General features: G+C 68.6%; 22 protein-coding genes. 7 read left to right on the top strand and 15 right to left on the bottom strand.

Going from position 1 to position 21,712, the window contains the following annotated elements:
- Positions 1-110: 110 nt before the first annotated feature.
- On the bottom strand, positions 111-371 hold the full coding sequence (locus ACFY4A_RS04310) for a hypothetical protein (protein ID WP_390827847.1): 261 nt from the start codon (positions 369-371) through the stop codon (positions 111-113).
- 451 nt (positions 372-822) lie between these two features.
- Here ACFY4A_RS04310 and ACFY4A_RS04305 point away from each other — a divergent pair, with 451 nt between their 5' ends.
- The gene (locus ACFY4A_RS04305; RefSeq protein WP_390827846.1) at positions 823-1,191 is read left to right on the top strand and encodes a hypothetical protein; all 369 of its coding nucleotides are present in this window, start codon (positions 823-825) and stop codon (positions 1,189-1,191) included.
- On the top strand, positions 1,188-3,872 hold the full coding sequence (locus ACFY4A_RS04300; RefSeq protein WP_390827845.1) for a tetratricopeptide repeat protein: 2,685 nt from the start codon (positions 1,188-1,190) through the stop codon (positions 3,870-3,872). The genes ACFY4A_RS04305 and ACFY4A_RS04300 overlap by 4 nt, the downstream gene beginning before the upstream one ends.
- A 370-nt stretch (positions 3,873-4,242) precedes the next feature.
- On the opposite strand, the gene ACFY4A_RS04295 is transcribed toward ACFY4A_RS04300, so the two are convergent.
- Together ACFY4A_RS04295 and ACFY4A_RS04290 are read right to left on the bottom strand one after the other, a co-directional pair.
- On the bottom strand, positions 4,243-5,589 hold the full coding sequence (locus tag ACFY4A_RS04295; protein ID WP_390827844.1) for a hypothetical protein: 1,347 nt from the start codon (positions 5,587-5,589) through the stop codon (positions 4,243-4,245).
- Complete coding sequence (locus ACFY4A_RS04290; protein WP_390827843.1) at positions 5,565-5,747, bottom strand: Dickkopf N-terminal cysteine-rich domain-containing protein; 183 nt, start codon at positions 5,745-5,747, stop codon at positions 5,565-5,567. Before ACFY4A_RS04290 ends, ACFY4A_RS04295 begins: the two co-directional genes overlap by 25 nt.
- 688 nt (positions 5,748-6,435) lie before the next feature.
- On the opposite strand from ACFY4A_RS04290, the gene ACFY4A_RS04285 reads away from it, so the two are divergent.
- Complete coding sequence (locus ACFY4A_RS04285; RefSeq protein WP_390827842.1) at positions 6,436-7,641, top strand: Shedu anti-phage system protein SduA domain-containing protein; 1,206 nt, start codon at positions 6,436-6,438, stop codon at positions 7,639-7,641.
- A 130-nt stretch (positions 7,642-7,771) separates the two neighbouring features.
- Here ACFY4A_RS04285 and ACFY4A_RS04280 read toward each other — a convergent pair whose 3' ends face one another.
- The 8 genes from ACFY4A_RS04280 to ACFY4A_RS04245 all read right to left on the bottom strand — a co-directional run bounded on the left by ACFY4A_RS04280 (position 7,772) and on the right by ACFY4A_RS04245 (position 14,499).
- Positions 7,772-8,176, bottom strand: coding sequence for a hypothetical protein (locus tag ACFY4A_RS04280; protein ID WP_390827841.1), 405 nt, complete (start codon positions 8,174-8,176; stop codon positions 7,772-7,774).
- Between the two features lie 106 nt (positions 8,177-8,282).
- Positions 8,283-10,058, bottom strand: coding sequence for a relaxase/mobilization nuclease domain-containing protein (locus ACFY4A_RS04275; RefSeq protein WP_390827840.1), 1,776 nt, complete (start codon positions 10,056-10,058; stop codon positions 8,283-8,285).
- Positions 10,058-10,723, bottom strand: a complete 666-nt coding sequence (locus tag ACFY4A_RS04270) for a plasmid mobilization protein (RefSeq protein WP_390827839.1) — start codon at positions 10,721-10,723, stop codon at positions 10,058-10,060. The genes ACFY4A_RS04275 and ACFY4A_RS04270 overlap by 1 nt, the downstream gene beginning before the upstream one ends.
- Entirely contained in the window at positions 10,720-10,944 is a 225-nt protein-coding gene (locus ACFY4A_RS04265) for a hypothetical protein (RefSeq protein ID WP_390827838.1), read from the bottom strand. The genes ACFY4A_RS04270 and ACFY4A_RS04265 overlap by 4 nt, the downstream gene beginning before the upstream one ends.
- Positions 10,945-11,044: 100 nt before the next feature.
- Positions 11,045-12,121, bottom strand: coding sequence for a DUF2637 domain-containing protein (locus ACFY4A_RS04260; protein WP_390827837.1), 1,077 nt, complete (start codon positions 12,119-12,121; stop codon positions 11,045-11,047).
- Positions 12,118-12,684 carry a WhiB family transcriptional regulator gene (locus tag ACFY4A_RS04255; protein ID WP_390827836.1) on the bottom strand — a complete coding sequence of 189 codons (567 nt, stop codon included), beginning with the start codon at positions 12,682-12,684 and terminating at the stop codon, positions 12,118-12,120. Before ACFY4A_RS04255 ends, ACFY4A_RS04260 begins: the two co-directional genes overlap by 4 nt.
- Before the next feature lie 118 nt (positions 12,685-12,802).
- Positions 12,803-13,498 carry an ATP-binding protein gene (locus tag ACFY4A_RS04250; protein ID WP_390827835.1) on the bottom strand — a complete coding sequence of 232 codons (696 nt, stop codon included), beginning with the start codon at positions 13,496-13,498 and terminating at the stop codon, positions 12,803-12,805.
- A complete protein-coding gene (locus ACFY4A_RS04245; RefSeq protein ID WP_390827834.1) occupies positions 13,498-14,499 on the bottom strand; it encodes a hypothetical protein in 1,002 nt (333 codons plus the stop codon). Before ACFY4A_RS04245 ends, ACFY4A_RS04250 begins: the two co-directional genes overlap by 1 nt.
- Before the next feature lie 372 nt (positions 14,500-14,871).
- On the opposite strand from ACFY4A_RS04245, the gene ACFY4A_RS04240 reads away from it, so the two are divergent.
- The 4 genes from ACFY4A_RS04240 to ACFY4A_RS04225 all read left to right on the top strand — a co-directional run bounded on the left by ACFY4A_RS04240 (position 14,872) and on the right by ACFY4A_RS04225 (position 17,854).
- The gene (locus ACFY4A_RS04240; protein WP_390827833.1) at positions 14,872-15,372 is read left to right on the top strand and encodes an XRE family transcriptional regulator; all 501 of its coding nucleotides are present in this window, start codon (positions 14,872-14,874) and stop codon (positions 15,370-15,372) included.
- A 163-nt stretch (positions 15,373-15,535) separates the two neighbouring features.
- On the top strand, positions 15,536-16,045 hold the full coding sequence (locus ACFY4A_RS04235) for a hypothetical protein (RefSeq protein WP_390827832.1): 510 nt from the start codon (positions 15,536-15,538) through the stop codon (positions 16,043-16,045).
- Between the two features lie 13 nt (positions 16,046-16,058).
- A complete protein-coding gene (locus tag ACFY4A_RS04230) occupies positions 16,059-17,240 on the top strand; it encodes an MAB_1171c family putative transporter (RefSeq protein WP_390827831.1) in 1,182 nt (393 codons plus the stop codon).
- A complete protein-coding gene (locus ACFY4A_RS04225) occupies positions 17,237-17,854 on the top strand; it encodes a hypothetical protein (protein ID WP_390827830.1) in 618 nt (205 codons plus the stop codon). The genes ACFY4A_RS04230 and ACFY4A_RS04225 overlap by 4 nt, the downstream gene beginning before the upstream one ends.
- Before the next feature lie 303 nt (positions 17,855-18,157).
- Here the strand turns inward: ACFY4A_RS04225 and ACFY4A_RS04220 are convergent, their stop codons facing one another.
- Genes ACFY4A_RS04220 through ACFY4A_RS04205 form a run of 4 tightly spaced genes read right to left on the bottom strand, consistent with a single transcriptional unit; the run spans position 18,158 to position 21,710 of the window.
- On the bottom strand, positions 18,158-18,967 hold the full coding sequence (locus tag ACFY4A_RS04220) for a 3-deoxy-manno-octulosonate cytidylyltransferase (RefSeq protein WP_390827829.1): 810 nt from the start codon (positions 18,965-18,967) through the stop codon (positions 18,158-18,160).
- Between the two features lie 34 nt (positions 18,968-19,001).
- On the bottom strand, positions 19,002-19,553 hold the full coding sequence (locus tag ACFY4A_RS04215) for an NUDIX hydrolase (protein WP_390827828.1): 552 nt from the start codon (positions 19,551-19,553) through the stop codon (positions 19,002-19,004).
- Positions 19,554-19,558: 5 nt separating this feature from the next.
- Positions 19,559-20,680 carry an adenosylhomocysteinase gene (locus tag ACFY4A_RS04210; RefSeq protein WP_390827827.1) on the bottom strand — a complete coding sequence of 374 codons (1,122 nt, stop codon included), beginning with the start codon at positions 20,678-20,680 and terminating at the stop codon, positions 19,559-19,561.
- Between the two features lie 31 nt (positions 20,681-20,711).
- Positions 20,712-21,710, bottom strand: coding sequence for an NAD-dependent epimerase/dehydratase family protein (locus tag ACFY4A_RS04205; protein WP_390827826.1), 999 nt, complete (start codon positions 21,708-21,710; stop codon positions 20,712-20,714).
- Between the last annotated feature and the right edge of the window lie 2 nt (positions 21,711-21,712).

Here is a 21,712-nt window from a genome sequence, read left to right as displayed (position 1 = left end):
CGGCGAGGGTGCCGAGGCCGGCCGCCGTCAGGCGCTCGACGATCCGGCCGGGCGTCAGGCGGCGCCAGCGGGAGCCGATCTGCCTGAGGTGGCGGCGCAACAATATTCGCTTACGGCGCGGGCTGGAAGCGCCCGTCGGGCAGCTTGCGCAGCCAGCCCCGACTCGACAGTTTGGTCAGCTTCCCCCGCAGCGGCTCCAGTCGGCCCTTCACCTCGGCCTCGAGGCCCATGGCGATGCCGACATCCTTGACGCGAACCGCACCGCCCGCCTCCCGCACGATCTTCATGATGCGCTGGTACTCCGGCGGCAGCGCGTACGCATCCAGAAACGCCTCGGCTACCTCAGCCCGATCGAGTTCGAGGAGAAGCACTACGCCGACCAGGCAGCGACCGATCCAGTGAACCTGGAACCGCGTCAACCCGCCCTAACCAGCTAGAAGGCCACTCCCGCACAGCGGGGGGGGGACCTCACTTCCAGCACGTCCTGCAGCCCTGCGAGCGCCTCGGTCACCTGGCCGATCTCGCCCCGGCAGCGCGCGGCCTGCGCCCGGCACTCCAGAGCCTTCTCGCTAACCGGCCCGTCCACCCGCCCGGGTCGCGAGGGCCTCGAACTGGAGGAACGCGGCCCCGATGGTCTCCCGCCAGTTGCAGAGCGGCCGTGCCTCTTCCCTCGATTGATCCGCAGCCGCGCCAGTCCTGCAACGCTCGAGCGACGTCTCATGTCGTGTCGAAATTGGTCGTTACGCCCCAAATGCCTAGAGAATCGGTGGCGAAAATTGGCTCGGTCGTATCCCCTGAGAGTTTCTGATGGGCCATCATAAGATGGTGAATAACTGGCAGTTACTGCGCTTGGTCGGCGGAATCACTGGTGTCATTGCTCTGGCCGTGTTCATGACGCTTCTGGGCCTTGACCGGGCTGACAAGCTGAGCAGCGTGCTGAGCCTGTTCGCCACCGTCGCTGGTTTCGTTCTGTCACTGGTGGCGCACTTGCGACAGAAGCCGGTCGATACGGCGGTGGCGCGCGGTGGGGCGATTGCTGCGGCCGGGAGTGTGCGAAATGCCCGGGCTCGGAGCGCTGGCGGAACGTGGCAGCCGGGTTCGGCGCCGGCAACTGGGATCCGGGCGGAAGGCGGGTCGATCGCTGCCGGTGGTGATGTCGATGGTTCGTCGGCGTACGAGGGGCCCCGGTGAGTGCCGGGTGGTGGCGTCGCGGTTCAGGCCGTGACAAGAAGCAGGGCCACGGGGGGCTGAGCGCAGAGCAGGGCTCGATCGCCGCAGGTGGGAACATCGCCCACGCAGTTGCCCTGCAGGTGAGCCAACTGGTCGTACAGGCTCCGGCAACCGAGCCCCAGCAGTTGGCCTCTGCGGCGCCACCACCCCGTGAACTGCCCATCAGGGAAACGCTGGCCGGCGATACCGCCACCCTGGATGGCCTGTGCGCCTATCTCCGAGACGTGCCAGTACCCGACAGTCGCACGCTCCCGTCGAGTGCCGCTGCGGGCCAGTCGAAACTCGTTGTCGTGCATGGCCAGCCCGGGGTGGGAAAGACGGCCCTGGCAGTCAACGCCGCGCACGAGGTGAAGGAGGCCTACCCGGACGGTCAGGTCTACCTCGATCTCCATGGTGACAAGGCGACTCCGAGGAGCAGTTCCGATGCCCTCGGTCACATGCTCCGCAGTCTGCATGTGGACCCGAAGGATGTGCCGAACTCCGCCGACGACCGGGCGGCGATGTTCCGGACACTCACTGCAGATCTGCGACTGCTCGTTTTCCTGGACAACGCGCACAGCACGGATCAGGTCGAGCTTCTGCTCCCCACCGGACCCGGTTGCTCGGTACTGATCACCTCTCGACGCGCGCTCTCTTTCAACAGCATCACCCAGCGGGAGCCGCTGCCGGTGCGTCTGCCAGATGACCAGAACGCACTTGCCGTGCTCGTGCACTACGCGGGGCAGGAATGCGTTGCCGCCGAGATGACGGCGGCAGTGGACATTCTTCGTTTTTGCGGCAACCTCCCGCTGGCCTTGCGGCTGGTCGGCTGCAAGCTGAGGGAATCGGGCCACAGTCTTGGCCGCATGCGCCAGGCCTTGGTTGACGAAACAGACCGCCTGGAGAGCCTGGGACGTCTCGACAACAGCAGGCTGACTGCCTGCTTCACCTTGAGTTTTCAGGGCCTCACGCCGACTACCCGTTCCTCCTTCGCTATGCTCGCCTCATTGCCTCCAGGCCGGTTGACGGACTGGCATCTCACCCGGCTCGGGACCACCCGCGGGGCCGGACTTGCGGCTGGTGACGAACTGCTCGAGGTCGCGTTGATGGAGAGGCTGGACGGGGAAGGAAGCGGCGGTGACTCCGAAAGCAGCTACCGCATGCACGACTTGACTCGTCTCTTCCTCACCCGTCAGTACGAGCAGATGCCGCGGGAGGAACGGAACGCTCTGGAGGAACGTCTGGTCCGGGCCTACAGGGACACTGTTGTTTTTTGGGCAGGCCAGCGCGCCCCGGAACTGCGCACCGAGGTGGACCCTAAGCGCATGTCCGACCTCTCTGGAGCGTCGATGACAGCCGCCGAGTGGGTCGCCGACGAGCAGGAGCGTCTCCTTTGGGCGCTCGACCACGCACGAACCCTTGGGTTGAACGCGGTTGCGGGGGAGATCGGAGAGGCGTTGTCATACTTCCTTGACGACATCACCCTGGCTCCGAACTCCGCCGAGTGGATCTTTGAGGTTCCTGGGGAGACTCGGTCGCGGGTGCTGGCCGGTCTCCGCAGAGCACGCGCGATAGCTTCCCTCACCGAAGGCAACCCGGACCGGGTACTTTCGCTTCTGCCCTTGAGTAGCGACGATGCAGCGGAGAGGTCTAGGGACCGGGCCCTATGGGCCCGGGACGCAATGGTGGTTGCCCGGGCGCACTCCATGAAGGGCGACTACCGCACCGCTCTTGACCGTATGACGACCGCAGTGGACGAGCTGCGCGTAGTTGGCGATTCTTGGCATACCCTCAGTTCCCTCGAGCTGCTGGGGGAGCTGCAACGCTGGCGTGGGAAACCCGAGCTGGGCGAGCAGAGCCAGCGGGAGGCCTTGCGTCTCGCCGAACAGGCGGGTGACCTCAGGGCACGGGCACGTCTGCGGCGCACCCTCGCCGAGACGCTTGGTTACCTACGCCGCCCGTCGGAGGCGGCACCCCTGCTCGAATCGGCCAGGGATGACTTTAGACTCCTCCGCGACCGCCGTTGGGAAGGTGCCACGGAGTACGCCCTCGGCAAGATCTATCGGCTTCTTGGAGAACGCCAGAAGGCACTCGACTGCTACAGCCGGGCGGAGGGCATCTTCGGCCGGATGGGTGAGCGGCTGTGGCTCGGCCGGGTGAACAACGCCCGTATCCGTGTCCTTGCGGGCATGGGACGGCTTGATGACGCTGTCGCCACTGCCCGCCAGGCGATCTCGATGTTCGAGCAGTTGGGCAACCACATGTGGGTCGCGCACACCCAGCGGGACGTCGGCTGGCTGCAGTTGCGTGCTCGACGCCCTCAAGATGCCGAGGCGCCGCTCACACATGCCGTGGACGCCTGTGCTGCAGCCGGCGACTCCTATGCGGGTGCCATGGCACGTCACCTGCGAGGCGTGGCCTATCGCGAACTCGGCCGGTACACGGAGGCGCACGCGGATTTCGACGCCGCGCTGACGATCTACAGGTCCGGTTCGTACGAGTGGAACGAGGCCGCGATTGCCCACGACGTGATCCGCACCCTCCGAATGGAAGGTCGCGCGGAGGAGGCCGACATCATGGAACGGAACATGTCCGTCGACAACCCGATCTTTGAGCGTATGCACGGCCGGGACGGAGCGGTCGCGGTGCCGGATGAGGACTGACCGAACCTGCCGGAGACTGACGTCCGCTTAACGTTCAGGATCACACTCCGCCCAGATGGTCTTGCCAGGCCTGCCGCCAGCGCGGGCTGAACGGCCCCAATGGTCAGCCAAGACCCTCGACCAGGAGCAGCCCGCGCCTGCCCTCGCCGCAATCCTGGCTCGGCGCCCCGTGCCCGCTGGTGATCACCGCAACGCAACGGCGCCCAAGCCCACGAGCTGCTCGCCCGGCCCGGCCAGGACCTCGACGTCGTCACCGAGAACCAGGCCCCGATGGGCGACATCGTCCGCATCCTTGTCGACGGGCTCATCGCCAGGCAGGAATGCGAGGTCAACATCCTCACAGAGGCCCTCCCCCAGCCCCCTGATTTCGTCAGGTGACAGGCGAGTCGGCAAGCAGATGGTCGAGGGCCTGGCGCCACGTACCGACGTGCACCGGCAGGGTCTGAAGGGTGTCCGCCAGCGAGCAAACGGAATCGGGCGTGGCAGGCCGATGGACCCAGTTGACGATCTGAGCCAGCAACTGGGCACGCGTCCACGACCCGGTCGAAGCTGACTGAGACAGGATGCTGTTGACCGGAATATCCCGCTCCCGACCTGCGGGCGAGCCGGTCAACACCGGTCTTCCTCCCGACGGCGGAAGGCGCAGGGTGGTAAACGGCCTTGGGCAGAGGCGCCAGCCGGCACGTTCAAGCCTCGTTGAGTGCACGACCAGATCCGACAGCCAGTTCCGCGGCAGCAGTACTGCACCTCCAGCCCGGTGCACGGCCGCCGCGCACAGTAGCGTCGTCTCGCTGGGGTTGGGAACTCCGTAACCCGTCAGCACTTGGGCCAAGGTATGTCTCAAAGCGTCTGCCGTCCGGGCGCGAGTGAGTAGCTCGCCGCCCCGGTAGAGCAGGTAGAGCGATTGTGGCCGTTCCACGGTCAGTGTGACGGGCGTGTAGACACCCTGGTACCCCTCACCGGTAACCGATCGGACCAACTCGACTATGTCGTCGCCGCCCCGGACCGCAATGCCCACGGCGCGGCCGCCGTTCACCCGAGCGGTCACCAACGCGTCTACTGGCGCTTCGGTGACCTTGAGGGAGCAACTGGTAGGAGCTTCGATCACCGTTGTTACTGCGTTGCCGCCGCTGAGCTGTACCAACTCGGCGCTGACCTCGGGGAACCCCACCACGCACCGGGCGGGGCTGCCGGGTGACAGAAGCCACCCACTCGGAGTCCCGAGATGTGCCATCTTGCGCCCGAGTGCCACAAGCCGTGCTCGGACCTGTGGCGGGACAGGCAAGCCCAGCAAATCGTCCCGCACGTCTTCGAGTAGAAGCACGGAGGTGTTCAAGCGGGTCATGACGGAGGCATTCGCGGCGAGGTCGGCCGACAACTGCGTGCAGAATCCGCACTCTGATGACATGACCACCACCAACACACGATGCGGCACCGCAACATCGTCAGCCTGCGCTCGCATTCGAGTCGGAGCGGGCGTGAGAGCCGGCTGGGTGTTGCCGACCTGGACGAGCCCGGCAGCGCTCCACCTCTCGAGGCACTGCCGGTAGGCGGCGTGGTCTTCCGCGGCTGGCTCCTTGCCCTGCAGCCACGCCATGGCCATCGGGGCGATGAAAGCAGCCACAGGCCGGGCGGTATCCAGCAATACGCCGCCGCGTCCGAGATCAGCGGTGATTACACCATCGGCCAGTCTCAGGCCTGGGCGCATTTGAACCACGAGCAGATCATGCCCGGGCAGCACTCGGAGTCCCACCAGCAGGCACCCCCGGCTTTGGTGCAAGCAGTCGGGGCCGTGTAGACCTCGGTGAAGATTTTTTCGATATCTGTGACCGTCTCGGCGTCGAGGGACACCAAGTCTTCCGCGAAGGTGACCATGACTCGTCCTTCTCGTGAGGAGGGCAGCCACTTCCCTTTCCCGGGCAAGCGGATGCATTCCGCTCAATCCGAAGGTTCGCCCGGAAGAATGAAGGGCACGTACCAGATCGTAGCGTGCAGTCGTCGTTGGCCGGGGCATCTTCAGCCAGGGTTCACGCCCGGCCCGATGGCAGGGGCCGCGGCCCACGGTCATGCGACGCCTCGCGGGTCCGGTATCGGGCCGTACTCGTCGCCGTGGTCCTATTCGACGCCGCCCGGAAGTGGAGATGGCGCAGGCTTACTGTCAGCAACGCCATCGGGTCGGTCCGCAGCGGCAGAGCCACCGTGGAGGAGGCCATCCTGCATGCGGTGGTCCACGGCTGGTACGAGGGCCATGTCCAGGGTCAGGACGAGTGCCCTGGGTGCGACTTCCGGGGCGGGCTGCCGAAGGACACAAACCGCGGCTGACCACCCGATTGATCCCACGCCATCGTTTCGGCGGAGGTAGATGATTCCCGGTTTGCGATATTCCCCGACGCGCCTGGCCGAGCGGGGGCCTGCCAACCCGAACGGCTCCGGCCTCTGCAGTGTAGACAGATTCGACATCAAGTTTGACCTCTTTGGCAGCCCATTACTCCAGACGGATGAACCACCACACCACGTCGCCGCTTGCGGCTACGGTGGGCGCGTCGTTTCAGAAGGAGGGGAAGTGCCAGAGCTACGGTGGCAGGTCGTGGCCGAGAGTCTCGAACGTAAGTGCAAGGCGCCGACGGCCGAGCAGATCACCATCGCACGCGCCTTGGCCCTGCCCCTAGGACAGGCCACACCCGCGCTGGTCGCTGCCGCCGAGCTGCGCGTTCTGCTTCGAACGCCTCTGGGACTCGCGCTCGCCGGGGACTTCGGCGACGCCGAGTACGAGGTCCTCCTCGATCTCGCGAACTGCACCGACCTGGCGGTTCCCGACATGGACAAGCTCGGGTGCCGGGAGGTGCTGAACGCCTGGCTGCGAGTCGCCCGTGACCGCGAGTCCGCCGCCGCCCTGCGTCGGCTGGAGCCTGCGGTCGATGACGTTGTTACCGCTCGCGACCGGCGCAAGGGGCCGGATGTGCACGGCGAGATTTCATCAGTCGGCGCCAATGGCCGGCTGCACTTCCGGGGCGGCCACGGGCTCGGCACCGCCCCGCACCGGGTCACCCGCATCACGCGCCCCGGTGAGGACGGCTATCTCGATCAGCTCCATCTGGCCCGCGAATACGCCGCTGCGGTTCAGAGCAACCCGGCTCGGATTACCCGAGCCCAGGAGGCGCAGCTGGAACGCTGGCGGATCAGCTTTCCGGCGACCCCGGCAGCGATCGAGGCACTGCGCAACGCACTGGAGACAGCGGACGACGAAGCCGCGATGCAGCGGCTCTTGGAGAAGCACCCGGCGCTGCTGGCCGGTGCCGTAGTGGGCACCCACGACACCTGGATCCGGCCCCAGGTCCAGCTCGGGAACCACTACATGGCCGACTTCATGATCGCCGGTCAGACCTCACTCGGAGTTCGGTGGACGCTGGTCGAACTGGAGAGCCCGGTCAGTCGCCTGACCAATCCCGGCAACAAGCGGGCGACGGCCACCCTGCGGCACGCGGTCGACCAGATCGAGGACTGGCGCAGGTGGCTGTCCAACAACCTGCACTACGCCCGCTCGGCGCGCGACGCCGACGGGCTGGGCCTGCCGGGTATCACGGCCGAAGTTCCGGGCCTGATCATCATGGCCCGCGAGACCTACGACGACGCAGCCGCCGAAATCAGGGAACTGCATGCCCGGCGCTCCCACATCCAGGTACGCACCTACGACTGGCTGATGCGCATCAACGAGTCCCCCGATCCCCTGCGCCGAGACGCCCCCGACCAGCGCCTTCGACTCGCTTGAAACTCGCCGCCACTTCCGCCCCTCCGGCCTCACGAACCCGAAGGGCGGCCCAGGCGAGATGGAGCCGCCTGCGGGCGAACAGAACTGGCGGCAGCGGATGCTGCTGTTGCATCCGCTGCAATGTCGCTCGCTATTCCCAGTAGATGCCGGCGAAGACGCCATCGAAACCCAGCGCGAACAGGCCCGCTTCGACGCTCGGGTAAGTCGTCCCGTTCGGGCCGCCGATCAGGGCGTCGAAGTCGGCGCGGCTGATCTCGGGTTCGAGCCACTGGTTGCCGCACCGGCAGCGGATCCAGACGTTGCGGCCATGGTTGATGAGCAGCCAGTCGCGTCGGGCCTGGCAGGCGGAGCACGTCACGGGGATGCCGCTGAGGGCGAGTTCGCGTGAGTGGCCGACGCAGCGAATCGCGCCGGGGCCGTCGGCCGGCCACGTCTCGCACCGGAGCTGCAGCAGGGGGTCGGTGCCGGTGGAGAGGACGGGCAGCGCGGGTGCCAACTCCATGGTGCGGTCGGTGGTTCTGAGCACGAGCGTCATCTCCCGGTCGTGGGTCCTGTCTTCATCCCTAACAGCCGGTGAAACCGGCTGTCCAGACATTTCGTGGCGTCCGGTCGGCCACTGGCCGGCATTCCGGACGCGCTGGTCAGCGACGTGGTGGGCGGCGGTTGGGGTCCGAGACGACCGGGCGCGGCGCCGCTGCCGGGGCGTTCCGTTCGCTGGTGCGGCTGGTCGAGGTCCTGGCCTGGCGGGTGCCGACCTGCGGGCGACGTGGAACCTCGCCCGGGTGTGCCGGGAGCTGGGCGATGCGCCGCAGGCGCCAGACCAGCACGTCGTTCACGTCCTCGGCGGTGTCGAGTTCGCGCATGTCGATGGCCTGCCGCAGGAGGGCTTCGGAGTTGTGGCCCGCCTGCTCGACCTGGGCGAGGGTGGCGACCAAGGCGTCAGTCCTCGTCGCCATGCCGCTCGCTCGTACGTCCTTCTCCGGCAGAACCGCACGAAGAGTGGCTACGTGCGTGCGACGTTGGGCTTCTGGGAGGGCGCGGCCTTGGTCGTGCAGCGCTCGCATCGGGGTGGCGGCGGCCTGGTGGTAGGCGGTGCGCAGGTGCGCGGCGGCTTGGCGGGAGGCGTGGGCCTGCTGGGCGTGACCGCGGGCGGAGTGCCAGCGGGCGGCGGCGAGGGTGACCAGGACCAGGGTGGAGACGAGCATGGCGGTGGTGCCGCCGTCCTCGCCCCGACCGAGCGCGCCGCCGGCCTGGACAATGCCCCGGGCGGCCGAGCGGAGAGCCCGGGTGTCGGCGCGTTCAGCGCGGACATGGCTGCGGGTCGCCCGCTCGAAGGCGCGAGCGGCGGCAGCCAGCTCGGTACGGGTGGCGGCCGGGGAGGTCTGGGCGACCGCGTCCAGCAGTTCTCCGACGCCGACGAGCTGGGCGGCGGCTTCACCGTCGTCGTCGTCGCGGGCCAGGAGAGCGGCGGAGCGTTCGGCGATGCCGGTGGCGCTGCGTCGTTCACGGGCGGGCGGGGACCAGTCCGTCCGGCCTCCGGTGGCCGAGGGCGTGCTCCGGTCGGCGGTACCGTCAGCCAGCCGGAGGCGGATCTTCGGCAGGGAGAGGTCGGGGGCCAGCTTGGAGCCGGGGTACCAGACCGGTTCGCCGTGACGGTTGCGGTCGCCGGGCAGGGCGACGTTGTAGCCGATGGCGTCGCCGGACGGGGCGGTCCGCGTCTTCACGCGCAGTCCCGCCTCGCGGAGCCGGGTGAAGAACTCCTCTTCGGTGGCCGCGCCGGCGAGGGCCTGGCGGACGGCTTCGCGGAGCGTCTCGCGGGGAGCTTCGGGGCGGCCGGTGCGCTCGGCTTTGAAGCGTTCGGCGCTGGTGGGGGTCTTGGCTCCGGTGCCGTCGCCAGGCTTGAGGCGGCGCAGCCCCATCTCCTTCTCGATGCGGCGGCATTCTGCCTGGGCCTTCTTGAAGTCGTAGTTCATCCGGGGGCGGCGCAGGTCGCCTCGGACCATGGTGGCCAGGATGTGGATGTGGTCGTCGGCGTGGCGTACGGCGACCCAGCGGCAGCCGTCAGGGTCGCCTTCGGGGGCGAGGTTGACGGCGTGGACCAGGCGGCGGGCGACGATGTTCCACTCGGCGTCGCTCAGCATCCGGTCGCCGGGGTCGGTACGGACCGAGCAGTGCCAGACGTGCTGCGTGGGTGCGCTGTCGCCGGCTTGTTTGACCCGCAGGTCCAGGGTGGCCGCGAGGCGGGCGAGGGTGCCCTTGGGATCGGGGTCGGGGCTGGTGTCGCGTCCCGGGTCGGGGGCGAAGCCGTCCCAGCTCCCGACGAGGTGGGGGTCGACGTGCTCGTCGCGCTTGCCGGGACCGTACAGGTAGACGAGCAGACCGTGGGTGCGCGAGCCGCGCCGGATCTTGGGGACCATCAGGTTCGCCTCCTCACCAGAGCATCGGCGGCGTCGTCGACGCGGGCCAGGAGCCGGGTCAGGGTTGCGAGGGCGTAGTCGAGTTCGCCGGGGCGGGGCTGTCCGCCTGCGTTGTGGATGTAGGCGATCTGGTTGATGTTGTTGCCGATCCGGGCCAGGGCGGTACGCAGGGCGGCCAGCTCGTCGATGGCGTTGTCGAGACGTTCGTCGGTGTTCAGGGCGGTCGAACCGCGGGCGGCGGCGAGGCCGGCTGCGGCGAGGAAACGGGCGACGGTGATGCTGCGTTGCGCTGCGGCAACGACGATCTCGGCGTGCTCGGTGTCGGACAGGCGAGTGGTCGTCTTGCGGGTGCGCTCGCTGGGGTTGCGTCGGCGGCGGCGCGGTGTGCGGTCGGGGAAGGCGGGCGTGCTGGGGCTCGGCTGCTCGCGGTGGTCGTCGCGGTCGGCTTCTCCTCCCGTGACCGGCGCCCCCTGGTGTCGGTTGCCCGGCTGGTCCCCGTGCGCCCTCGCTCGGGGACCAGCCGGGCTTCCCCCGTCCTCCGGGGCGGGGGCAAGTGCGTGCGACGGGCCGTAGGACCGTCGTACGCGACAACTTGCTCCGCCAGGTGCCGTGTTGACGTCACGCTGCGGTCCGGATGTGGTGGCCGCCGGGTCGTTGGCGGTCACTGGCTCGTCTCCGTGTCGTGCTGGTGGATGTCGCGGACGACTTCCTCGATCCAGTCCATGGCCAGGACCGGGTGGTGGAGGGTCCAGGGGCGGCTGTGTGGGCGTCGTTGCACGGTCCAGGTGTTGCCGGGGCCGGATTCGGCGCGGTGGAGGTGGCCGCGCTGGTGCAGGACCGTCAGCCAGGAGTCGACCTCGGCCGGTGTGGCAGGGTTCGTGCGCACAGGGTGCTCTCCGGTTCGCTTGGGAGGTTTGTGGGGCGCGTGTCCAGGGGCGAGTGACCGGCCGGGTGTCCGGCTCGGTCACCCGCCCCCGCGGTGTCGGTCAGTTCCGGGTGGAGGTGACCGTCTGTCCGTGCTGCTTGCGGAGCTGGGCCATCAGGGCGGTCAGCGTGTCGCTGGACAGCGGGATCTGCTGACCTCGGATCGCTTGGGCGACCACCTTGCGGGTGAGCTTGTCCTCAGCCCTGACCGCTGACCGGGCGATCTCCAGCAGTTCCTCGGTGTCCAGGTCAGGCCGTCGGTCACGGGTTGACCGGGTGTCCCGATCACTGACCGGGGGCGGGGTGACCGGCCGGGCAGTGACCGGCTGCCGGCTGTCCCCGTCGCCGGTGCCTGGCTCTGTGCCGACCGGGCGGTCAGTGACCTGCGACGCGGTATCCGGCTGTCCGGGCAGGTCAGCGGCCTTGTGCTCCAGGTCGCGGTGACTGGTGTCCGGGCCGTTGCTGCCCGCCGGCTCGTTGTCCCAGGTCAGTGACCGGGGGCCCGTGCTCTGCTTGTCCAGGGACAGTCTCGGCCGGTCGGTCAGGGCAGTGACCGGCTGTCCGGCACTGACCTGACCGGCCTGTGGTTTCCGCGGACCGGGTCGGTCGGTCCGAGTGACCGGGAAGCGTTCGGGGCGGTCGGCCTGACCGAGGTGACCGGCCTGACCGGGGTCGTCGCGGTCATCTCGGTCCCTGTCCTTGACCGCCCCTCGGGCAATGATGATGTACAGGTGGACCGCTCCGGCCAGAGCGAGCGGGGCGACGGTGGACAGCACCGCGACCACCGTGTCCCCGAGCCTCAATCCGGTGACCGAGATAGCTTCCTCGTTGAGCCTGACCGCGTGCAGCGCGTTGGCCCAGATGCTGGTGGCGGTGGCTGTACCGAAGAGTGTCCAGACGTAGAACCGGGCGCGCAGGGGCGCGTCTCGCAGGACCAGCAGGGCCCGGATGCCGTAGGCGATGAACCCGTCGATCACCAGCGGGAAGAGGTAGGTCAGGAGACCGCGGACGTGGATGGCGATGGCCATTTGCTGGAGGGCGTCGTAGCTCAGGGCGCATCCCGCGCCGCCGAGGGCGATGACGACCGCGCGGTCCCATCCGGTGATGTGCGCTGTCTTGGGCGCGTTCTCGATGGTCACGCCGCCGTCCCGAAGTCTTCGCGGCCCAAGCGCTCGCCGTCGGTCTCGGAAGGCGCGGTGGCCTGCGGGGCCTTCTTCAGGTCTCGGTTGCGAAGGGCTCGGCGGGTCTCGCGGTACAGCTTCTGGGCGTGCTCCTCGGTGACCTTTAGGAGCCAGGCCAGGCGCTGTTCGGACAGACCGTGCCGGTAGGCGGCGTGAACGACCGCGCGGCGCTCGGCCTTGGTGAGGTGGACGTCGCGCCCGGCGACGGTGGCGTTGACGCGGTTGTAGTCGAGGCGGCTGGCGAGCTTCTCGTGCAGCGGCGCACGCTCCTCCTCCGTCATTCCTCCCCGGATGCCGTGCGTGTCGCCGCCTTCAAGGGCGGCGTCCAGGCAGGTGCGGCGGACCGGGCACTGGCCGCACAGTGACTTCGCTGCGGTGATCTTGGCGGTCTCGTCGGGCTCTGGGAAGAAGATTTCCGGGTCCACCGGGTTGTACTCGGTGCTTTGGCAGACGGCCTGGTCCTGCCAGGTGTGGTCGCCGAGCGACCGGTGGCGGGCAGGGCTGATCGTCGTGGGGGTCATGCTGGTTGCTCCGATCGCTCTCCGCGCGCCGTAGGCGTCGGCGGAGAGGTGCGCTGGGTCGGGGAGTGCACGGGGTGGCGCGCTGGTGGCGCGGCCCGGCGTGGCGGTCTGCGGCAGGTCAGGCCGCGTGGGGCTGGCGTCTGCGGTCGACGGGCTCGAAGGTGACGCGGGTGGTCATCTCGGCGAGCCGGGAGGCGACGCGGTCCCCGAGGTGTTCGCGGAGGTCGCGCATGGCGAGGTTGGTGGTGATCAGTGTGGGGAGCATCAGGTTGTACCGGCGGTTGATCAGCCGGTAGGTGATCTCCTCGACCCACTCGGAGACCTTGGCGGCCCCGAGGTCGTCCAGGATCAGCAGTGGGTAGCGGCTGACCGTCTCGAGTTCGCGTTCAGTGTCGTGGCCGGGGCGTGGGCGTAGGTCGGCGTAGAGATCGGCGGCCGTGGTGGCCCGCCACCGGACGACGATGCCGGCTTCGACGAGGGTTCGGACCGCGCCGTACACCTGGTGGGTCTTGCCCGCGCCGGTGACGCCAGCCAAGAGCAGGCTGGGGCCGGTGGCGATCTGCCGTCGCGCGCCGGGGTTGGGTGCCTCGGCCCGGGCTATCACGTCGCGGGTCCAGGCCAGCACCTCGAGGTGGTCGGCGCGGGCGGTCCGGTAGCGCGGGGGCATCCGGGCGTCCAGCAGACCCAGCGGAGTATAGGGCTGGTCCTCGTCCGGGGCGTCAGAGAGGTGCTGTGGGTTCATGCCCCGGGCGGTGAGGATCCGCTGCAGTCGCTGAAGGGCTCCTGCGCCGAGGAGCTCGGGCTCGCGGCTCATCACAGCTCCTCCGCGTAGGCGGCGGCCGCGTCGACCGGGTTGGTCCATGCCCGGTGCGTCGCGCTGGGCCGGGATGCCGTCTGGGCGGGGACGCGGGCGTTCATGGCGTCGTTCACCAGACTCGGCAGCCGTGAGGGATGGCCCTGGATCTCGGCGTAGCGGGCGAGGCCGGCGCGGATGTGGTCTACGTCGATACCTTCGGCGAGCAGCTTCTTCAGCAGGCGCCCGAGGTGTCCGAGGACGTCACCGGGCGGGCGTTGGGTGCAGGAGCCCACGTACTCGGCGAGGAGGTTCCCGGCGGTGACCGTGCCGTCGGGCGCTGTGCGCCCCGTAGGTGAAGACGATCCAGGATCCATGATCCTGGATCCGGACGTCGAGGCTTCGGCGAGGCTTCGCGGAGGGTTCGCCGAAGCCTCGACGAACCGGCCTTGACCTGCGGGTTCCTCTCCCGTTGGGGAGGCCGTCCCGCTGGTGTCGGGATGCGTGTCGTCGCCGGTGCCCGGCGCCGTGGTCCGGTCGCTGTGCGGACGCGCGAGCTGTGCGGGGTGCTGGTCGACGGCTCGGTGAGGATTCGCCGAGGGCTCGTCCAGTGGTCCCCGAGTGTTCGCCTCGGCCTCGACGCAGACTCCCTTGCACGGACCGCACCTCTTGTCGCTGTTGTGGGCGACGCAGACCGGGAGCCGGGACTGGCTGGGCCGGTCGATCTTCTGGTGCTCGTACCAGCCGGTGATGTGGAAGTAGCGCTTGCCGTTGCAGCCGGTGTACCGACAGATCAATCCGGCGTCGGCGAGCTGCTGGAGGTCCTCCTCCACGTGTACGGGAGTGTGCTCGGCGCGCAACGGCCACAGGAGGCCAGCGATGATCGCCGGGTTGTCCCGGTGCCGCCCGTGGTCGTCGGACTGGGTGAACAGGCCGACGTAGGTGACGACCGCGGTAACCGAGCAGGCCGCGACCCGTTCATTGACGAACAGGTCGGGCTTGACCGTCCGGATGCGGGCCATCAGCGCTCCCGGCAAGCTCGACGACGCTCAAGCCGCTGGCACCGGCCCCCCGTCGAGGCCGCCGGGATTCCCCTGCTGGGTGGGCGCATGTGATACTCCGTCCTCATGGACGGGGCTGCGCGGTTGTTGCCTGCAAGCTGGCCACGCAGCCCCGGATCATTGGGTGTCCTCGGCGAGGGCACCCGACGGATGCCCGGGAGTTGGCGCTCCCGGGCATCGTCGTTTGGCCCCACCCCGGCATGGACCGTTTTCATGGGTGGATGGCACGATGATCACACTAGACTGAGATGGGGCGCTGCTGTCAACCAGGGAAAATGAAGACAGGGCGGCCATTCACCTCAGTGAAAGTGACGCGACCGGAGGACGGCCACGATGGACCACGAGAACAACCCACCTGCGGCGCAGGCGGGCGACGGGACCACGCTCGCCGGCCGCCTGGACCGACTGTTCACCACCGTCCATCCGAAGGGGCGCGGCCCGTACAGCTACGAGGAGGTGGCGTCAGGCATCCGCAGGCAGGGCGGCCCGACCATCTCCGCGAGTTACATCTGGCAACTGAGGACCGGCGCCAAGGACAATCCGACCAAGCGCCACCTCGAGGCCCTCTCCACCTTCTTCGGCGTGAAGCCCGCCTACTTTTTCGACGACGACGAATCGGAGAAGATCGCCGCCGAACTCGAGGCGCTCGCCGCCATGCGCGATGCAGGCGTGAGATCAGTGGCTCTACGTGCGTCCGGGCTCTCCGACAAGAGCCTCAAGATCATTTCCGAATTCATCGAACGCGCCCGCGAACTCGAAGGCCTCGGGGCTCCCGATGAGGGTTCGATCATCGACGTGGATTCCAGTGGCAAACATCACGATGCCATGAACTGACGCCCCATTAGAAGGATCCACCGCCCCATTTGCGCATAACTGTCCGCATTTTCCCGGCGCAATCGACAGCCCTCCAGATGTGCGACCGGAAATGATCCATATACTCGCCACGGCATCGCGGCAGTGAGTCGCGCGTTCAAGAAATTTCGGAGTCGGAGGGCAGATGAAGTCCGGTCGTTCGGGGCCTGCCCAAGATCAGGGAATCCGACTCGAATCCGTCCTGGACGATCTCGACCTTCCGGATCCCTTCAAGATCGAGGAACTGCTCGCCCGCGTGTCCAAGAAGCGCGGCCGGCCTATCCACCTGCACACCTTCCCAGCGATCACCGGTGACGAACTGCCCTGCGGAGCCTGGCTCGCCACAGAGAAGGCGGACCACATCCTCGTCGAGGACGCCACCAGTCCTCTCCACCGGGACCACATCGTGCTGCACGAGGTCAGCCACATGCTCCTCGGGCACACCCCTCGCCAAACCCTCGGCCGAGCCTTCCACCACCTCGACCCCGACCTCGTGATGGGCGTCCTTGGCCGCACGAGCTACGAGACCGAGGAGGAGCGGAGCGCGGAGACGCTGGCCGGCCTCATCGCGACCCGCGCTGCTCTGCGTGGAAGCGGCGACCGAGCCACCCCCAGCACCTTGCGTCGGCTCAATGCCGCGCTCAGCGACACCTGAGACTCCCCCACACATGATTGACGCGATACCCGCTGTCCTGCTCTGGGCCGTCACCCTCTGGCGTGCCCGCTCCGCCTTCCGGAGACCCGAACGACTCAGTCTCTGGCTGGCCTTCGCGGCACTCGCCGTAGCCATGACGGTCCGGCCTAGCACCATCGCATCGGCAGTCGACGAGCACCTGCACGTCACCAACCTGACGTTCCTGATCAAGCACATCTGCGGGACCGTCGCGGCGGCATCGGTCCTCACCTTCGTCGCCGACATGGCCGAGTCGAAGACCGGGATACGCGTATCCAGGCTGGACAAGACCGTGCCTGTCGTCACGGTCGTCCTGCTGGCTACCTGCTTCTTCGCCACTCCCCAGCCTTACGAGGCGAAGGACCTCCTGGTGGACTACGCCGACCATGCCACGATCCTCGCGTACGGCGTTGTATGGACCTCCTACCTCGGCGCGGCCCTGCTGAGCGCCACGCTGCTCTGCTTCCGCTGGGGGCGCCGCCCCGAGAGCGGACTCGTCGGCCGAGGGCTGATCCTCATCGGCACCGGCACCATCGTTGGCCTCGCATACACCCTCCATCGCGTCGCCGTGCTGTTCATCGACTACATCGGCAGCAATCCGCGAGGCGAACACGTCAACCACGCGCTCAGCACGGGCCTGCTCTTCCTGGCCCTGCTGCTGATCGTGCTGGGCAGCACCCTCCCCGCCGCCCCACGCGTCCTCGCCCGCATCCGGGCCCACTGGCAGCTCGTCAGCCTCTACCCCCTGTGGCGCACCCTCACCGACGCCGTCCCGGAGACTCGGCTCGACACCCCGCCGAGTCGCGCCGCCGACGCGACCAACCCACTACGTACGCACGACCGGCTGTACCGGCGCACCATCGAGATCCGCGACTCGATCCTCACTCTCGCCGACCACGCACCGGCGGAACTGCGCGGACGCGCCTACGACCACGCCACCTCCCTCGGCTTCATCGGCGCCCACGCCGACATCACCGCCGAGGCCTGCTGGCTCGCCGTCGCCCGCGAGGAAAGGTTCCGCGGCGCGGCCACCGGCTCCGGCGAGCCCATGCCCCCGGCCAGCGGAGGGCGCGACCTCGCTACCGAGATCCGCGCCCTCACCAGCCTCAGCACCGCCTACGGCTCCCGCGCCACGCAGGACTTCCTCCGCGCCCACCTTGAGGAGACACCGGCATGACCACCACAACCCAGCTTCCACCTGCTGCGGCAGTTCCTGCCGAGCGGCGCTCCGCCCGCCTCGTCACGGAGGTCCTGGCGCCCGCCAACCTGGTCATCGGCGTCCTGCTGGTCATCGGCTGGCACTCCACCCACTCCCTCGCGGGTGCGGGCTGGGGCCTGCTGGCCGGCGCCTTCTGCGGCGGCCTGCCAATCGCCTACATCGTCATGGGCGTCCGCCGTGGCCGCTGGAGCGACAAGCACCTCAAGGTCCGCTCCCAGCGGTGGATACCGCTCTTCGTCACCCTGGGTTCCGTCCTCGTCGGCACGGGCCTGCTCCTGGCTCTCGACGCGCCCCGCGAGGTCGTCGCCTTGGTCGCCGCCATGATCGCCGGCCTGGTGCTGACCATGGCGGTCACCGTCTGGTGGAAGGTCAGCGTCCACACAGCCGTGGCCTCCGGCGTAGCCGTCGTCATCACCGTCGCCTACGGCTGGTGGGCCGCCCTCCTCTTCCTCGGCGTCGCCGCCGTCGGCTGGTCCCGGGTCTCGCTGCGCGACCACACAACGGCACAGGTGATCGTGGGCACCATCCTGGGCGGCACGGCGGCGGCTGTGGTGTTCGCGGGGCTGCGCTGACCCGTCCGCTTGGGTGGCGGTCGGGCAGGCCCAAGAACTGCTGCTCGATGGGAGTGAGAACGGGGTCTTTCCAGAGGTCGGTCGCGAGGTCGTCGACGGGGTGGAGCCAGCGGTACCCGTTCTGGAGTATGAGGGCGATGCGGGGCTGGCCGGAGAGGCTGATGCCTCCGGTGTGCCAGACGGGTTTCTTCGCCGAGTTCTCGCTCTACACCGCACGGACGCGTCCAGGCGTTCACCCGATCCCGGTAGAGGGGTACCGACTGACGGGGCGTTCCTGGAAGTACGAATGAGGATCTGACCGCGTCACACGGGTGCAGACCGCCCTGTGGTGCCATGCGCGAGGACTGCTCCGCCGTACTGGTTGAGGAGGCGCTCGGCTCGCGCCAGATCCTCCGGGGTGTCTACCGCTACACCGTCGTCCAGGACAGGGACCATCTGCACGGCGTGGCCGTGCTCGACGAAGCGCAGCATCTCCACACCCTCGGCGCGCTCCAGGGGCCCCTGCTGGAGTTGTAGGAAGTGCTGGAGAGCTGGGCCGGTGAAGCCGTACAGACCCAGTTGGCGCAGGTACTTCGGACGGTCGCCTTTGGGATAGGGGATGGGCTGGCGCGAGAACATCAGGGCCTCGCCGCGGGCCGTGACGACGACCTTGACGACGTTGTGGTCCAGGACGGCACCGACGTCGACCAGCTCGGTGTACGCATTCACGGCGAGAGTGCCCGGCGGCGTGTACTCCAGGGCCTCGGAGACGTCGTCGATGGCGGTCGGCGAGATGAACGGCTCGTCGCCCTGGACGTTAATGTACGCCTCGGCCGGCAGGCGCTCGGCGACCTCCGCGACGCGATCGGTGCCGGTGAGGTGCTCCCCGGTGCGGATGCACTCGATGCCCAGTTGTCGGCACGCTGCTTCGATGCGCTCGTCATCGGTCGCAACTATGGCTCCGTCGAGACGTCTCGCCTCCAGGCAGCGCTGGTGGACGTGCCAGAACAACGGCTTGTCGCCGAGGACGGCCAGTGGTTTGCCGGGGAAACGCGAAGCCCCCCATCGGCAGGGTATGACGGCGATGTGCCGACGCGGTTTGGCGCCGGCCGGTTGGGCTGTGGTGGCGGCCACGGCGTCCTCCTGGGGGCGGGGTGGAGTGGGCAGTTCAGGTGAGCAGGGCGAGCTTGGCGCGGACGGTGGGTGAAGCAGCACTTGCGAACGGCCGCCACTCGTAGCCGTCGACCTCCTCTTCTTGAAGCGTCACCGCGTGTTCTGCACCGAGGTGGAAGGCCCAGCGGAAGTCCACGTGGTGGTGGGCGGGCTCGTTCTTCGACGGGTTTGCCTCGATGGTGTGCACGTCGATGTCGAGGGGGACGTCCTCGTAGCCGACGAGGGGGACGACGGCGCTGGGCGGGATGCCGGCCTCCTCGTGCAGCTCGCGCAGGGCGGCGTCGCGCAGGTGCCGGTCAGCAGGTTCGTTGTGCCCGCCGGGCGCCAGCAGTTTCCCGGATGCCTTGTGCGCGATGTGCAGCACGAGCCGTTCGCCGTTGATGAGGATGGCGCTGCAGGTCACATGGGCGGGGAAGGTCTTGCGGCTGGTGGGGTGGTCCGTGCCGGCGAGTGCGGCGAACAGCAGGGTGAGGGAGTCACGTTCGTCCGGGTGGCGGGCGAGGTAAGCCTCGGTGACAGAGCGGACGTGGTCGGTGGAGGGAGGCACCGGAGTCACCTTTCGAAGTGGCGGAGCCAGGTTCTGGCGATGGTGTCGCGGTCGGCCACCGGCATCTCGTGCAGTCCGGGCTGGAAGCGGGCGTGGCTGAGTGCGGCGGTGGCGGCGAGTATCTCGGCCTGGACGAGGTGGATGTAAGCGCCGACCGCGGCGCCGTGCACGAAGTTGACGGCACCGCCGTCGGCGAGTACGTAGAAGTAGTGGCCGGTGACCTCGTATCGCGTCAACTGGGTGCCGACTGAGATGCGTTCGTACAGGTCGTGAAGGCTGCTGAGTTCGAGTTCGTCCTCGGAAGAGGTCACCGATCCGAGGTACGCGCCGTTCCGTAGGGCGGCGAAGTCCTCATGCCGCAGGGCGTGATTGCCGGTGGCGCACAGGACGAGTTCCGCGTCGCGGACGGCCTCGGTGGTGGACGCGCTGGTGCGGAAGCCGAGGGAGTGCGCCTGCACCCGCTTGACCGGATCACTGTCGTACACCGTGACGCGCAGGTCTTGGGCGCGCAGGGTCTGGGCGATGGCGCGGCCGATCTTGCCGAAGCCGATGACGCAGGCGTTGCGGCTGGTCAGGATGTCCCCGCGGGCGCGGACGAGGGCGTCGGTGGAGAACACGATCGACCGGCCGACGAGGTGGTCCTCGCAGTCCTTGAGCGGGGAGCGGGCCACGGACACGACCGGGCACGGCAGGGAATCGAGGGCCGCGTACCGTTGGTGACCGTTCTCGGTGTCCTCGACGACGCCGAGGATGCGGCCGGAGAACTTGCTCACGAGGGTGTCGAGGCTCGCCGCGAAGTATCCACCGATGTCCACCAGGACGACGTCCTGGCCGCCGGCCGTGCCCTCCAGGTAGTCCAGGGCCTGTGTCTCGTCGGTGAACCGCTCCCGGGTCAGGTCGTGGACCGGCAGGGCACGGCGGACGGCGTCGAGGGTCGGCTGGTGGATCGACCGGGGCTTGGGCAGTACGGCGCCGACCGTGGACACCGCGGTCATGGCGCGCAGGAACGCTGGTCTTTCCGGGAGCAGGTGCGTGATGACCAGCGTCGTGATCGTCTCGCCGGCGGGGAACTGCACGGTGATCTGCCGGAAGAAGGCGTCCAGTCGCGCTCGCTCGGGAGTTTCCATTACCACTCCTCTCGGGCTCCGAGGCGTAGGGCTACGCGGCCCGGCTGTAGTCCGGGACCTGGGCGGCCAGCGCCTGCATGTGGGCGCGCAGTCCGCTGTGGAGGTCGACTCGCGGCTGCCAGCCGAGGACTTCTCGGGCGCGGCCGGGGTCGGCGCGGGTGAGGAGGACGTCACCGTTGCGCGCGTGGTCCTGGTGGAGCTGGATGTCGCGGCCGGTGAGGCTGGTGGCGATGTTGATCACGTCCAGCAGCGCTGCGTTCGATCCGCCGCCGACGTTGATGGCACCGTGGGCGGTCGGCACTACGGCGGCGGCGATCGTGGCGGCGACCACGTCGTCGATGTAGGTGAAGTCGCGACGCTGGAGGCCGTCTCCGTACAGACGCAGGGGCTGTCCGGTCAGGGCGGCGTGCAGGGCGCGATGGGTGAACATGTCGGCGCGCTGCCGGGGACCATAGACGGTGAAGTACCGCAGGGCGACGACGCTGGGGCCGACGGCGCGCTCGGCGTAGGCGAGGCAGAGCTGCTCCTCGGCCAGTTTGGTCACGGCGTACGGGGAGGCGGGTTTCGGGCGGTCGGCCTCGAGGCTCGCGCCGCCGTCGGTCGGACCGTAGACGCTGGAGGAGGAGGCGACGACCAGTCGGGGGACACCGATGCGGGTGGAGGCTTCCAGGACGCGGTGGGTGGCCAGCACGTTGGACGCGAGATAGTCGCCGAACTGCGGTCCCCAGGAGGGCCGTACACCGGGGATTCCGGCGAGGTGGAAGACCGCGTCCGCGTCGATCAGAAGAGGGTCGATCGCGCAGTGGAGGAGGTCGGCCGTGACGTGGTGGTATCCCGGGCGCCCTCGCAGCGCAGCGAGGTTGGCGGCGGCCGTGGGGTCGGTGGACGGGTCTCGGCGGTCCACGCCGATCACGGTGGTGCCGGCCTGGACGAGAGCGTGTGCGAGGTGGGAGCCGATGAATCCGGCGGAGCCGGTCACCACGGCCCGTCGGGGGGCAGCGTCGGTCGGGGGCTGCTCGTGCTGTGGCACGG

The organism is Streptomyces sp. NPDC001292 (genome assembly GCF_042896465.1).
GTDB lineage: Bacteria > Actinomycetota > Actinomycetes > Streptomycetales > Streptomycetaceae > Streptomyces.
This window is presented reverse-complemented; position numbering and strand designations above follow the sequence as displayed.

Excerpts from the sequence above, each read along its gene's own strand:
- ACFY4A_RS04305 (WP_390827846.1), top strand. The coding sequence starts at position 823 with ATGGTGAATAACTGGCAGTTACTGCGCTTGGTCGGCGGAATCACTGGT.
- ACFY4A_RS04290 (WP_390827843.1), bottom strand. The coding sequence starts at position 5,747 with ATGGTCACCTTCGCGGAAGACTTGGTGTCCCTCGACGCCGAGACGGTC.
- ACFY4A_RS04280 (WP_390827841.1), bottom strand. The coding sequence starts at position 8,176 with ATGACGCTCGTGCTCAGAACCACCGACCGCACCATGGAGTTGGCACCC.
- ACFY4A_RS04275 (WP_390827840.1), bottom strand. The coding sequence starts at position 10,058 with ATGGTCCCCAAGATCCGGCGCGGCTCGCGCACCCACGGTCTGCTCGTC.
- ACFY4A_RS04255 (WP_390827836.1), bottom strand. The coding sequence starts at position 12,684 with ATGACCCCCACGACGATCAGCCCTGCCCGCCACCGGTCGCTCGGCGAC.
- ACFY4A_RS04250 (WP_390827835.1), bottom strand. The coding sequence starts at position 13,498 with ATGAGCCGCGAGCCCGAGCTCCTCGGCGCAGGAGCCCTTCAGCGACTG.
- ACFY4A_RS04245 (WP_390827834.1), bottom strand. The coding sequence starts at position 14,499 with ATGGCCCGCATCCGGACGGTCAAGCCCGACCTGTTCGTCAATGAACGG.
- ACFY4A_RS04240 (WP_390827833.1), top strand. The coding sequence starts at position 14,872 with ATGGACCACGAGAACAACCCACCTGCGGCGCAGGCGGGCGACGGGACC.
- ACFY4A_RS04235 (WP_390827832.1), top strand. The coding sequence starts at position 15,536 with ATGAAGTCCGGTCGTTCGGGGCCTGCCCAAGATCAGGGAATCCGACTC.
- ACFY4A_RS04230 (WP_390827831.1), top strand. The coding sequence starts at position 16,059 with ATGATTGACGCGATACCCGCTGTCCTGCTCTGGGCCGTCACCCTCTGG.
- ACFY4A_RS04225 (WP_390827830.1), top strand. The coding sequence starts at position 17,237 with ATGACCACCACAACCCAGCTTCCACCTGCTGCGGCAGTTCCTGCCGAG.
- ACFY4A_RS04210 (WP_390827827.1), bottom strand. The coding sequence starts at position 20,680 with ATGGAAACTCCCGAGCGAGCGCGACTGGACGCCTTCTTCCGGCAGATC.